This is a genomic window from Methanolobus sp. ZRKC5, assembly GCF_038446525.1.
Classification (GTDB): domain Archaea; phylum Halobacteriota; class Methanosarcinia; order Methanosarcinales; family Methanosarcinaceae; genus Methanolobus.
The window spans coordinates 2,137,077-2,149,993 of record NZ_CP151792.1 but is presented as its reverse complement, the minus strand read 5'-3'; the positions used below and the strand labels follow the sequence as shown (position 1 = coordinate 2,149,993).

Annotated in this window: 13 protein-coding genes; 1 reads left to right on the top strand and 12 read right to left on the bottom strand. The window is 41.8% G+C overall.

Annotated features, from left to right (window positions below; all coding sequences use genetic code 11):
- Window positions 1–2 precede the first annotated feature (2 nt).
- The 12 genes from WN948_RS10610 to WN948_RS10555 all read right to left on the bottom strand — a co-directional run bounded on the left by WN948_RS10610 (window position 3) and on the right by WN948_RS10555 (window position 6,297).
- Window positions 3–1,703, bottom strand: coding sequence for a hypothetical protein (locus WN948_RS10610; RefSeq protein ID WP_342304175.1), 1,701 nt, complete (start codon window positions 1,701–1,703; stop codon window positions 3–5).
- A gap of 11 nt (window positions 1,704–1,714) precedes the next feature.
- Window positions 1,715–2,440, bottom strand: a complete 726-nt coding sequence (gene cas6, locus WN948_RS10605) for a CRISPR-associated endoribonuclease Cas6 (protein WP_342304174.1) — start codon at window positions 2,438–2,440, stop codon at window positions 1,715–1,717.
- Window positions 2,441–2,697: 257 nt separating this feature from the next.
- Window positions 2,698–3,159, bottom strand: a complete 462-nt coding sequence (locus WN948_RS10600; protein WP_342304173.1) for a hypothetical protein — start codon at window positions 3,157–3,159, stop codon at window positions 2,698–2,700.
- 303 nt (window positions 3,160–3,462) lie between these two features.
- Window positions 3,463–4,101 carry a hypothetical protein gene (locus tag WN948_RS10595; protein ID WP_342304172.1) on the bottom strand — a complete coding sequence of 213 codons (639 nt, stop codon included), beginning with the start codon at window positions 4,099–4,101 and terminating at the stop codon, window positions 3,463–3,465.
- Window positions 4,098–4,310 (bottom strand): hypothetical protein, encoded by a 213-nt coding sequence (locus tag WN948_RS10590; RefSeq protein ID WP_342304171.1) that lies wholly within the window; start codon window positions 4,308–4,310, stop codon window positions 4,098–4,100. The genes WN948_RS10595 and WN948_RS10590 overlap by 4 nt, the downstream gene beginning before the upstream one ends.
- Complete coding sequence (locus tag WN948_RS10585) at window positions 4,310–4,462, bottom strand: hypothetical protein (RefSeq protein WP_342304170.1); 153 nt, start codon at window positions 4,460–4,462, stop codon at window positions 4,310–4,312. The genes WN948_RS10590 and WN948_RS10585 overlap by 1 nt, the downstream gene beginning before the upstream one ends.
- A complete protein-coding gene (locus tag WN948_RS10580) occupies window positions 4,462–4,689 on the bottom strand; it encodes a hypothetical protein (protein ID WP_342304168.1) in 228 nt (75 codons plus the stop codon). The genes WN948_RS10585 and WN948_RS10580 overlap by 1 nt, the downstream gene beginning before the upstream one ends.
- A gap of 97 nt (window positions 4,690–4,786) precedes the next feature.
- Window positions 4,787–5,191, bottom strand: coding sequence for a hypothetical protein (locus WN948_RS10575; protein ID WP_342304167.1), 405 nt, complete (start codon window positions 5,189–5,191; stop codon window positions 4,787–4,789).
- Window positions 5,192–5,476: a hypothetical protein gene (locus tag WN948_RS10570; RefSeq protein WP_342304166.1), complete on the bottom strand. Its 285-nt coding sequence runs from the start codon at window positions 5,474–5,476 to the stop codon at window positions 5,192–5,194.
- The gene (locus WN948_RS10565; protein ID WP_342304165.1) at window positions 5,477–5,857 is read right to left on the bottom strand and encodes a hypothetical protein; all 381 of its coding nucleotides are present in this window, start codon (window positions 5,855–5,857) and stop codon (window positions 5,477–5,479) included.
- Window positions 5,858–5,869: 12 nt separating this feature from the next.
- Complete coding sequence (locus WN948_RS10560; RefSeq protein WP_342304164.1) at window positions 5,870–6,013, bottom strand: hypothetical protein; 144 nt, start codon at window positions 6,011–6,013, stop codon at window positions 5,870–5,872.
- Window positions 6,010–6,297, bottom strand: coding sequence for a hypothetical protein (locus WN948_RS10555; protein WP_342304163.1), 288 nt, complete (start codon window positions 6,295–6,297; stop codon window positions 6,010–6,012). Before WN948_RS10555 ends, WN948_RS10560 begins: the two co-directional genes overlap by 4 nt.
- Window positions 6,298–7,122: 825 nt before the next feature.
- Here WN948_RS10555 and WN948_RS10550 point away from each other — a divergent pair.
- Window positions 7,123–12,912: a hypothetical protein gene (locus WN948_RS10550; RefSeq protein WP_342304162.1), complete on the top strand. Its 5,790-nt coding sequence runs from the start codon at window positions 7,123–7,125 to the stop codon at window positions 12,910–12,912.
- Window positions 12,913–12,917 lie beyond the last annotated feature (5 nt).

Here is a 12,917-nt window from a genome sequence, read left to right as displayed (position 1 = left end):
CTTCATTCCTCCTTGACTTCTCCAGTCTCGTCCGGAACTTCTTCACCCTCAATTTTCTCCTCTTTCTTCAATGGAGGATTCTTAGCAAAAATAGTTATCAATGATTTATATTGCCTCCAGTTCTTTTCATTGATACTTAATAGTAACTCTTTTGGTATTCTAAGACGACCTGAATACTTCTCATTTGGCATTTTGAATTGTGCACTATTAAGATTCTCCAAGAATTCGGTCAGGTTCTTGGAATTTCTCAGTCCAAAAAGAACACCTTTATCTTTGGTAAAGTAACTATATTTTCCAATTCTGTCACCGATACTTTCACATATCTCTACTATATTCTCATCCACACGGGAACCCTCCTTTACACTTATTATCATGTATATTTTCACAAAATGATGGAGGCCTCTTACTGGCCTGCCTTTTTCAAAAGTGAATCTCTCCACCTCACTCGAGATGTCATCAAAACTGAGCATTTTTTCACAGATCTTTTCTCGATGAATCACATTAGCAATGCTGATACCACGTTTCTTTTCAACGAACAGATCACTGAATAACTGGAACAAATCTACTCCATCCTCTCCTTCAGTCACTTGATCAAAAAATAGAAACATATCTCCGAATCTTGCAAATTCAAAGTTTCTCCTGAACTGCAAACTTTGTGTCTTGACACCTAAAGTGGCATACCATCTCTTTGAAGTGAAACGCTGCCATGCATCTTTGTCCTCTCTGTCACCTAGAGATATGTAATCCTTTATTGACTGATACATGGCTATTGCAAGATACACGAAGTTCTCACTCAGATGAAAAGTAGGAATCTTCTGTTCAGTGAAGTTACAGTAAACGCTTTCATTTCCTTCTGTTGGAGCATATGATTTAATGTCATTCCAAACACTTCTGAGTTCATCGAGGCTTTCAGCATGTGGAAGAGCTACAAATAGGCGATCACCATTGATGTGATAGCGCAAGAGATCATAAACTGCAATTGACGCTGCTTCACAATATCCACACATGACAAGTTTTCCTTTATGCATGGGATTAAAATTTTTAAGTTTATTACTAGATGTAAGCCATGGATAGTTCACACCGGTCGGATTTGCTCCTTTTTTGATTGAATGACCACAGAAAGAACAGTTGTTTTTCCCTGTTTCAAAGTCCAGAGCAGTCTTTAGAGAGAGCTTAGGGACATCCATTGGCACATATGCCTTGTCGACATTACTTGCCTGCTTTGGTCCAATCTTCGCCTTCTGCTCTGTACCTTCATTAAAAGAATCCAACGCTGCTTCAAACTTCTCATTTAGGTCTGCATTCATATCTTTTATTAGCAACTTATTATTTATGGAAGGAACAACTCCCGAGATAAGAGCAGAATGAAATGGAGTGAAATTTGTCTTCTGATAAAGTTTGAACTCTCCATCAGCTTCATCGTACCAGATATCCTTGTTTTGTGTAGGCGTGATATAATTCATATTAACAAGATTATCAATTACCTGACTGATAAATTGAACAACTGTTTGCTGATCTGGACCTTCTACTGCAAATCTACGCCCTTTGACCGTAACTCCAAGATTTGTTGCTAATTTCTTATGCTTGTCAAATGCATTGAATAGTGCAACAATACCAGAGTCTAACCAATAATTTCCTGTATCCTTGAAATTGAGCTCAAATTTGCCATTGTTTTCTAAAGAACCCTCTAACGAGCCATCCACAATAAAACTATTCACTCCACCACGCCCAAACACCCGAATCCCATTGCATTCTTCTCTCCGAATCCTGCATCATAGGCAAACTTCACAAATTCTGGACTAGCTTCAAGTGTCATCGTCAGCAAACTACATCGTCTGAAACTGTTACCTATAGACACTCGTTTTGGTTTAAAGTTATTCACATCCAGTATATCAAAAAAATCGTGCTCAATCTTGTGTCCGTGATATTCCTCATATCTGGCTGTGAGGTTCGTATGGAGATTCTCATAGAATTTAGCATCCTTCGGATACAGGTCAATCTCAACAAGTTTTTCATCTTTTTTTCTCATTGTCTTCACATATAATGGTGAGAGCGTCGTGAATGTACAGGTATCTGTAAACTCAGTTTGTGGCAGTATTTCGATACTTTCAATTATGAAATTTACTTTTTTCTCTCTTCCAAGGAAAAACTCTGGTTGAAGAAGCAATCCTTCTGTGAAACTACGGATAAACTCAGAATCAGGTGAAGATATGAAAAAGTGGGCCTTTGTAAAGTTCAACCCATGTTTATCCGGTATCCAGTCTTCGATTATAAGGTTGGAAAATGTATAGAATTTAAATCCCTGATGGCTGTGCAGCTCATTTGCAAGGGTAATGTTTGCATTGGCGAGGCGCTTGTACAACATAGAAGCAAGACCGTACTGGTAATCATAATGAATTGAAACATTTGTTATTTTTTGTATGCTTACCTTACATCGCATGAATAAAACTACCACCAAATAATATTTGTACCTTCCTAAAATAATCCAAATATGAACAAATATGAGAAATATCTCTATTAAAATGCACTAAAATTATCATTTGTTTTTTAAAAACATGATAATTTACCTCCACAATTATAGATATTAGAGCTTTAAAAGCGATTACTGTTCTTATTTTGTTTATTCCTTTGGTTAAGGATGTGCTAGATTGACCTGGTTGTTCTTAGCTCATATAAGGTTCTATGAATTTTAAAATGTCAAACTGAAACTGCATATTTCTCTTGAGCAATCCTTTGAGCAAACCATTCCTGAGCTTCTTTCTTATCAGTAAACTGATAGCTACTAATAACATTCTTCCAGTTAACCTGGCCCATCTTCCATAAACGAATATTACTTGCCTTTGTTTTCTCAAATTTTTCCTGCCGAAACTCTTCGAGATATTCCTGGACTTGTGGATTATATGTGGATTCCGGTTTTTTGCTTGTCTTCCTCTGCCTATCCAGAACTTCAAGCTCAGCAAGCTTTGATCTGAGCTCAGATAATTCCTGCTCCCTCTGGGAAATAGTAAGCTGTACATATTCTAGCGGAGATACATCTTTCAGTACCTGCTGGATTCCTGCTTCCAAAACTTCCGAGAAGCTTTTGTTATGGAGTGATTGAGTTGATTCAAATGATGATTTTAAATAAGGATCAATAGAAGTTGTAGTTTTGATTTTCATATAATGCCACCTCCTACATTTCGTGTCGATTTTCAAATTGATTAATACCCGGAAAAAACCGAGAGCCGCATACGTACGTATGGGTACGTACGCATGCCAAGGCAACAGAGCCCCGGCTCAGTTACCTCTTAGGCTACACCGCAGCATAGCGATACGTGTTAGAGGTCCGGAGATTTTTGGCGTACGTATGGGTACGTATTCGTATTCAAATTCTCGAAAATCACACTCCTATCTTAGTTGAAGCATTCCAGTGGAAACCTAGGAGATCTTTCTGGAAATAATCATAAAAAATATCCAAGACTATCATGCTGTCACTTCCTGGACTATAGGCAGATATGACTCAATCACATTGGCCCTTATCTTCGACCAGTTTATACAGCCCTTTGGCATCTTGAAGCCCACAACTGGCTTAACAGGCCTTACGTTCTGGAAGATCCAGCCATATACACGCATATCCTTCTCAAAAAAGAATGGACTTAGATAGTGACACTCTGAATATGCAGCAAACTTCTCCGGGTTCTTAAAAGGAATCGTTCCGGATATATCCACCACACACAGAATCTTTCCATGGGGAAGTGTGGAGATCTTCCTTCCCAGGACTTCTTCGAAGTATTTGCGATCCTTCCTTCGAACATTTCCCCGGGTTGCATAGATTGCCACTGGTCCTCTATAGTAGCAGTTTGTGGACCGGATATCCAATACCTTAATTCCCATGGCAATAAGGGAAGCCCATGGTTGACGTACTGCAAGGACCTTCATGACTTCCTCCGGAGCATCCAAAGGACATTCTACCATGTTTCCAGGGATTTTATCGGTAAGGCCACAGTACCAGCTGATACGAGGACCTCTTACGGTGTCAATATCTTCAGGTAGAAGATGTTTGCATTTTACTTTCCTGCAGAGACCTGTTGCAGGATGTGATCCTTTTAGCGGTCCTGTCATTGCATCACCCCCTTGATCTCTTCTCTTCGTTTGATATCCTGGCATCTGCAGATGTAGTGACCACAGGTAGAACAGGCTTGAATGTGACTCTTAAATCCTCGATGCTTGACCCTTCTGATCTTCCTACGGTGAGCTTTAGCAGCTTGGTGTAAAGATTGGTCTTCTTTAACGTTCATCCCAATGTCTGCAGGATTTAGTATGTCAGACATTAGTAACACCACACATCATATGCTAAGTATTCTGCCCGCTCTTCGCAATAAGAAGAATAACAACGAGAGCAAAGCAGACCCTCGTCAGTCATACGTGCGTTCTTTGTAGTGAAGCCACAACGAGCACAGATAGGAATATTAGGAGCTGCCATCAGTACACCACCTCATAAAGGTCTAGTATTTTGGTCAGTGTTCCTCTGGCCATCTTCAACTGGCTACACACATGTCCTAAAGACTTGCTTTCAAGGTACAGATCCACAGCCTCCTCTCTGCGCTTAACAGGTATATTTTTGAGTGGTTCTGCAGGTTTTCTTTTTGTGATCTTCTGGAACCTTTTCCAGTTGATCATCTCTTGTTGAGTAAGCTCGAAGCCAGACATCAGTACACCGCCTCGTCTGCTTCTTTATCCTGGCTATTATCTGGATCCTTGAAATTCTCACGTGAATAGATCTCTATGAATCTCTGCCAGCAGCACATTACTCATCACCTCCCTCAGAGTGTTCTGGAGCAAGATATGTGCTGTAGTGTTCTATGTACCTGGCACGTGTGGCCTTCCATCCTGCCAGCAATGCAAATAATAGGAGCAGCAGCATGAATCCTGTGTAGATCTGCATGGCCATACCAAAGGGAAAATAGAACACATATCCTATTGCGAGAACTGATCCGGAAACAGCACCAATCAAAAAATGATAAGCTTCACGATAGTTAACAATCTCAGAAGTGAGTGGCCCATCTTTTGGCTTTGGTGCATCCTTGATCTCCTGCAGCTTCTCTGCAGGTATGCCTGTAAGCTTGCTTACAATGCGTGCTTCCATTGTGATTACAGGAGTAAGATCAGGGAAGATCTCAGCACAATCAGGACAGGGTTGATCAGAGGTCATTCAGATCACTCCTAGTGATTGAAATACAACTGCACCAAATGTCCAAAAGTACAAAATAGATAAAATAATTATCCCACCACGGACAGCAGCCTTTGAATAGCCATATAATTCTGCTTTCCACCCGGGAACAATCTCCAGCCAGGAAACATGTACACAGTCATCATCTGTGCGAAGGTTGGCGTTGGATATCTGGTCAGGATGTAAACCTGGGATAATATTAGAACCAGTCTCATTGTCTGGGTCTGCAATTACCCAGCGAACACGCACGTCAGGAGTGAGTTTCATTTACTCTCCCTCCTGAAACTCTGCCAATACCCGAGGGATGTAATCAAGGCCGAGTTTTGCAAGTTCTGTTCTTTTGAAATCCTCGACCTCTCCACGAGTAATCAGAGGAGGTATAAGAGCGGACCCCGTGGTGATTGTGGTACGAGTGGGGGTTATTAAAGAAGGGTCCGCCGTTTCATTGTGAAGTACTGCATCTAAGCGAGATTGAAGGATAGAAAAGTATGCATTCAGGTTTACAGCCTGCAGATTGATTTCTGCAATTGTAGCTGTAAACTCATCATCTGATGAGAGGATGTATGAAGGACAGCGTCCGTTCTTAGAAATGGGATGAGACTGCTGTTGAGCAGAGTTAGAACTGTCGCTGATAATTTTGTGATTCAATGAGATCACCCTTTAGAGTCCTGCGACTTCTTTGACTGTACGGGCTATTCTCATGTGAAGGGGGGCACCAAAGGCTATGTCGGCTTCTATGAGCTCTTTGTGCTCCTCGTAGATCTCACGGGCTTTCTGTCGGGATTGCAGGGAGACCTCGGTCATGCTGTTGCCTCCTTTGCCAGGGTCTCGGTGTAAGCTTCAACGTCTGTGGGATTGAAACTTGCGTGACCTATGAGGAAATTCACGGCATGTGAGATGGTGGGCAGGTTGTTAGACCTGCCTCGTTTTATAGGTACTCCTAAAGAGTTACATTTTTGCATAAAAACAGATTGCAGCTCGTTGAGTACGTTAGATATCTTTTCATGGTCTTTACTGGCTACCTTGACTATTGCAAGGTCGCTTCTGGAAATAGCCGAAGCTATCCTGTCGTCGCTTTTACTCGTCATGATACTTGTTCCATTTATTTTTTAGCCATGCTGTAACATAGCTAAATTTGTTGTATATTGCAAATACTATATAAGAATTTCTACTTGATCACGATAAATCTGTAAATAAGCGAAAGATTAAATAGTATATTGATTAAGAACGACATGAGGTGCGGTAGTATGTGCTGTAACACATACTTTTGGTACGATTTTCTCACATCCTGGATTCGTCATCCTAGGTGCTTGTTCCAAACCGTGCACGCATCTCCCATTGTACGTACTTTGGACTTATTGACTTTTTTGAGTATTAAAGAGATTGTGAGTAGGGTGAAAGTAATTTTCATTTGGGATTAAAAAGTATTTTATTTATACTATAACTTAGTAGTTGCATATCCAACTTATGTTAAGAGTTAACTAAAGTCTGCATACTATAGTGAGAGTCAAAATGGATACAAATTCCAGCGTTTTTATTGAAGATTATTCATCTATGACCGATTGGCAGTCCTGCGCTTTTTTTTGGGAAAACATACATGTTTATGAATCATTCATTCAAAATTTAGATGCCACATGGTGATAACTTAGAATGTAATTTATTTGATAAAATATATGCAGGGATGAATGTGGACTTCCATAGATATTTATATAAATATCCTTGTACTCATTCATCGATGTCCTGAGCCATTTTCTAATCCAGCACCAGTGAGCAAAGGGTGTAAAACTTCGCAGAATATTGATTTCTAAAACAACTTTGTTACGAACAAATGACAACTTTATTATACATTAACATTTTCTAATTTATTAGAGTTCGGTGGTATAGTTTTGCAAATTAGTGGAACTTGTAAGTTGATGATTATTGTTATCTTATTAGCTGCCCAGTTCTACCCAGCAGCTGCATCAAGCAGACAGGAATCACTTCAAGAACCTTCTTACATTTCAACAGGTACTGCTGCTGCTCTGGAAATGATGTCTCAACTCAGTTCTCAGAACCAGATCAACACCAATATGGACGTGGTCGGACTTATAGACGCTTCAACAAACATAACGGATACGGATAGCGACGGACTGCCCGATTCTGTTGAGGCGGTTCTTGGAACTGATTTTAATAACACAGATTCTGATTTTGACATGCTGGACGACTATAATGAATCGATTTTCTATAAGTCGGACCCGCTTGAACCGGATTCAAATCATGACGGGCTGTCGGATTACTTTGAAGTGACAGACATCGAGTCCCTTGATGCTGATGGTGACGGTTTTCCAAATATATGGGACCTTGACAACGATGATGATGGAGTGATGGATTCAATAGACCTGTCCCCCTACTCACATTCCAGTCTTAATGACAACTTCCTTTTTGATATAAGAACAAATGGAAACCCGACATATCTCACATTCCAGATAAAGCCTCAGAATCCTGACAATTTGAGGTTAGCATTGCAGAATTGGGATTGGCCGTATGACGAAAAGGGCCAGATGAAGGACCTAGATAATTCAACTGATGATATCAAGCTCATTCCCATGCTCGAATTAAAATCAAACGTGATCCCTGACCAGTCTGACCTGCTGGAATATGGTATTGTGGTTTCCTCTGACAGGCTGTACATTCCCCTGACTGTCGTGAAGGATTATGGTACCAACGTTGCTTTTGGGGGCAGGATGTTCTTCCCAGCATCAAGTCCTTTGGATATTTCTATTAACACAAGTCTGGTCTGGTTGGTGCAAGGAAAGACCGATAATGAGAACGCCGGGGAAATAGAATCTGAAATCGTCACTCTTGCCAAATATAAAGAAGGGTTCATGCTCACTGGATTTGACGTTGAAGAGAACTATGGTACTGATGTTGGCATGTTCTACGGTGACAGTGTGAACCAGACATTGCTGGCAGGTTTTTTAATGGCCTTTTCGTATCTCAGGGATAACCAGACGACATTATATGATATGCCTGACGAGCTTATAGATGCGAATTTGACCATCAATTCTGAGATCGGATCGGTCTCGCATCGGGATATGGCAGTGTTTAACACAACGTCCGAAATGAAAGAGCAAGCACTCGGATCATTGCCTGAAAACAAGATACTTCCACTAATTGCCGCATATCAATTCAGCTTTACCAGTGAGGGCATCGATGATCTTGTTTCTGGCGACGTGTGCGTCAACGGAAATGCATTTGATTTCGACCTGACTACCTCCCCATCTCCTGCCATTGTCATGAAAACCATCAAGATGAGCTGGTATGACACAACCACAGACGAAAGTGTTGATGTGGAGTCCTTTTTAACTGAAGTGGATAATTGGGGACAGATCAACGGGCTTGATGAAAACACAATTAATTCCATGATGAGCATGGCGCTTTTATGGAATTTCGGTGAATCAGCGGTGACCAGACTAAACGGGGTATACACTAGTTTCCAGAATGCAATGGATGTGAAAGCTCAAATTAAAGCAGATGGATTCAGGTATCTTACACCCACGATAAAACTCGCCATTTTTGGCGTATATTTGTTCACCTCGATCAAGTTGGTCGGATTTGGAAAAGCTCTATGGGGTGCTATCAAAGTTACAATTGGAATTAGTGTAAAAGCAGCCGCACAGGCAGCCACTAAAGCAATAAAAGTCCTGAAAGTTGCAGGAAAGGTCATTACTTTTGCAGCAATTGCACTTGAAGCCGCTTTTGCTGTTGTTGGTTTCATAATATTTCTGGATAGTGGTTCAACCTTACAGGCAACCGTATATCTTACTGCAATGACCATCTATCTTGTGATCCTTGCACTTCTTTTGCTATCAGGACCCATAGGAGAGGTAATTGCTGCCATAATAATGATAGCTGATGCTATAGCCAGCATATTTGGATCTGGTTTTGCAGATCTGATAGGTTGGCTTGTGGGGCAGTTCATGGAAGTACATCAGGCAACTACAGTCGATATGCAAATATTGGAGAACTCAATAAACATTCTGGATTATGACGATAACGGGCTGGACGTGGGGGATCGTGTGGAATTTGAAAGCCTCGTGAATTCCACGGTAACAAAAACAGAATATGGCGACTGGTACAGACACGTTGAGAAGAGTTATGTTATCCCGTCATACACGTTACTGTGGAAGAATTCGTATTTCGCTTCATACAATGAGTCTACTGATATTGTCGCATACGATTCGAAGTATCCGAACTCAACAAATACAACCTACGCTGCCAAGGCATGGCTGGAGCCTGTTAGACCGACCATCAATTTCGGGCAGGGAGCCTTCTTTAAAGTTGACTACAAATACTATTACATCGAAGAAAAAATAGAATGGGATATGAGATGGCATACATACGACAGGGAAAAAACAGGTTTCCAGATCCTTAATATCCCTACTGTTTATTTTGACGTGTTGCCCGAAAATATTGAAGATTTCAAGGACTGGGCTCATATGATCTATAAGGTCTGTATACTTGGTAATGAAGACTGGTGTTTTACCATGGATATGCCTCCCAACCCGTATCCTGTGGATAGTGATGGCGACGGGTTGAACGACTCGGAAGAAACGGTCACCAACATGATGAAATGGGATACCGACGGGGACGGGTTGAGCGATAAATACGAACTGGACATCGGGACAGATCCAAATAATTGGGATGCTGACCAGGACGGATTGAATGACAAAATGGAGCTTTTCTACGGCACCAATACCTTGAACTGGGATTCCGATGACGATGGACTGTCAGACTACATGGAACAAACCGGATGGGCGATCACCTTCAACTTTGATGGCAAGACGATAAACATACCGGTGCGCTCAAATCCACTTTTGAACGATACGGACGGCGATGGCCTGGATGACCAGACGGAATACTACAGCAATCTAAACCCACGGTCAAAGGATACTAACGGTGATGGAAATAACGATGTGGCAAATCCAAAACTTGTTCCTGCCATGGAGTTTGTTACAAAATGGGGCAGTGAAGGAACAGGGAATGGAGAATTTGATTACTGCCGTGACGTTGGAGTTGACCAAAACGGAAACGTGTATGTCCTTGACAGAAATCGTGTTCAAAAATTCGATTCCGGTGGAACCTTTATAACAAGCTGGTCAATACCTTATTATGGGTATGGAATTGCAGATGATATCTATAACGTCGTTGCTGTTGCCATGGCCGACCCGTATGGCGCATATAACGGAGTTATTGTGTACGATCTGAATGGTAACCAACTATCGAACACTGCTAGTTTTGCTACTCCAATATACGACGTTGCAACCGATCAAAATGGCTATTTATATCTCACTGATAGTGTGAACCATTTAGTGAAAAAGTACAATATTAACTGTGTCTACACTGGCACACAATGGGGAGGTTTGGGAACCGTGGCTGGAAAATTCGATCATCCGAGTGGGATTGCAACAGATTCCAATGGATATGTATATGTTGCCGACATGGGTAACAATCGCATTCAGAAGTTCAGTGGCAGTGGTACTTTTATCAGGTCCATCCCCGGATATCCCCCATGGACTTTTTCCACCCCATATGGAATGAATGCGGATTCTGAAGGAAATGTTTTTGTATCGGACCGTGATAATCATCGGATTTTAAGATTTGACACCAATGGTTTGCATGAATTGGCATGGGGTAGTGAAGGTTCATCCGATGGGCAATTTGAAAGGCCGTGGGGAATTGGTGTCAGTCCGGATGGTTGTGTCTATGTTGCAGATGAGGAGAATAATATCATCCAGAAGTTCAATGAAACACAGGTCTACTACCCTCCGGATATATTTGATCCCGATAGTGACACAGATGGGGAAGGTCTGAGGAATATTGAGGAGATGAACGGCTGGGCTGTGTCCTTTGTAAATTCAACCGGTGTCTTCTATGTAAACGTGACGAGTGAGCCTTTGATCAATGACACCGATTATGATGGACTCACTGATTATCAGGAGTTCAACTTCTTTACAAATCCCAGAGATGTGGATACAGACGATGATGGGCTGACAGATTACGTTGAATGGGTGCTCGGGACGAACATTAAAGGTTATGATAGTGATGTCGATGGTCTGGATGATAACCTTGAAATGATATTTGGAACCGACCCCTGGCTATATGATACCGATGGAGATGGAGTCTCGGATTATTATGAGTACCTGAATTACTCCAATCCAAGAGATGACGACACGGATGGCGACGGGCTCAATGACTCCGAAGAGCTTGCATTTAACTCGAGCATGCTTAATCCGGATTCTGACGGGGATATGCTGCCTGACGGGGAGGAATATAACCAGAGTAGCGACCCCCGAAATCCTGATACCGACGGGGACGGCTTGGACGATGGCAATGAGAGCCTGTATAATACCAATTTGCTGCTTAATGATACAGATGGTGACGGTGTTGGTGACAATGAGGAAATTGAAAACTGGATGGACCCCCTGAACAACGACACGGATGGCGACGGTCTCGATGATTATTCCGAACTTCTGAACGGTACGAACCCGGTATTCGGCGATACGAGGGGTAATGGTATCAACGATTCAAAAGACCCCTATTCACTGGCTCCCAACGTGGAAGAGATCTGGATGACCTATGACACGGATGAAGATACCGAGAAGTTCATAGAAAATCTTAATAAATACAGCAATGTCACAATTTTCCAGCCTGAAGAACTAGCCAATTATTCAAGCAAACCGTACATCCTGATCGTTGGAAGACCAGGTCTTGAGAACAATACTGCAGGCAATATAAGCTACGGCATCCTGAATAGCTCCTCACCGGATGATCTGGCAAAGATGCAGGAATCGGACTATGACAGGTTCTATACCGCTTATGATATCTGGACTTCACCCCAGACAGTTGTGATGCTATCCCATCCCTATGTTTTCGACCACTACGCGGTATTGGATTCTTTCAAGACCCTTAATCAGACTATAGAATATCAGACACTTGTAAGTTCGATAACTGTTGATGCTATCAAAGAGATGGACGTGTTTATCTGGATCGAACTTGGAAAACCTGGAAAACCCACTATCGGACTGGCTACCTATAACTCAACAGATGTTCCTCACGTATTGACCCAGGTGAATGAAAAGGATGTTGGGAAATATCTGGACATAAATGTAACTGAAAATGTCCTGAACGCTACGGTAAACAATATAGACTGGGCAACGATCGTTATTTACTATACTGTTGAAGACCTTGACAGAACCGGTGATGGTGATGCGAATGATCCCGGAGATATCGATGAAAAATCCATAGGTGTTTACTGGTTCAATGAATTGTCCGGAATATGGGAGAAACTGTCAAATGATGTGGACTGGGTAAACGATGTTGGAGTAAATACCACAAATGATGTCATTTACGACAAGGAATACGAGGGATACATCTGGGCAAATGTATCCCATCTCAGCATGTACGGGCTTTCTGGCAATGAAATAACGCAGCATGTGCTCGATCCTACACCCCCGGACGGGCATCGCAGAATCCCGATAATCACGGATGAAGAAGTTCAGTCCCCTCTCCAAAACCCGAAAACCAGTGTTCCAAATACCTCTATGGCAACAGAAACAGATACAAACCCTGAAAAAGAATCGATATGGTTCTATCTGGCAGTATCCATACTGATCTTAATGACTGGATTAGGAGCTGCATATGTATTAAGAAAAAGAATCTGAACATG

Coding starts and splice junctions, on each gene's coding strand:
- WN948_RS10555 (WP_342304163.1), bottom strand. CDS start 6,297: ATGACGAGTAAAAGCGACGACAGGATAGCTTCGGCTATTTCCAGAAGC.
- WN948_RS10590 (WP_342304171.1), bottom strand. CDS start 4,310: ATGTCTGACATACTAAATCCTGCAGACATTGGGATGAACGTTAAAGAA.
- WN948_RS10575 (WP_342304167.1), bottom strand. CDS start 5,191: ATGACCTCTGATCAACCCTGTCCTGATTGTGCTGAGATCTTCCCTGAT.
- WN948_RS10570 (WP_342304166.1), bottom strand. CDS start 5,476: ATGAAACTCACTCCTGACGTGCGTGTTCGCTGGGTAATTGCAGACCCA.
- WN948_RS10600 (WP_342304173.1), bottom strand. CDS start 3,159: ATGAAAATCAAAACTACAACTTCTATTGATCCTTATTTAAAATCATCA.
- WN948_RS10560 (WP_342304164.1), bottom strand. CDS start 6,013: ATGACCGAGGTCTCCCTGCAATCCCGACAGAAAGCCCGTGAGATCTAC.
- WN948_RS10585 (WP_342304170.1), bottom strand. CDS start 4,462: ATGGCAGCTCCTAATATTCCTATCTGTGCTCGTTGTGGCTTCACTACA.
- cas6 (WP_342304174.1), bottom strand. CDS start 2,440: ATGCGATGTAAGGTAAGCATACAAAAAATAACAAATGTTTCAATTCAT.
- WN948_RS10580 (WP_342304168.1), bottom strand. CDS start 4,689: ATGTCTGGCTTCGAGCTTACTCAACAAGAGATGATCAACTGGAAAAGG.
- WN948_RS10595 (WP_342304172.1), bottom strand. CDS start 4,101: ATGACAGGACCGCTAAAAGGATCACATCCTGCAACAGGTCTCTGCAGG.
- WN948_RS10550 (WP_342304162.1), top strand. CDS start 7,123: ATGATTATTGTTATCTTATTAGCTGCCCAGTTCTACCCAGCAGCTGCA.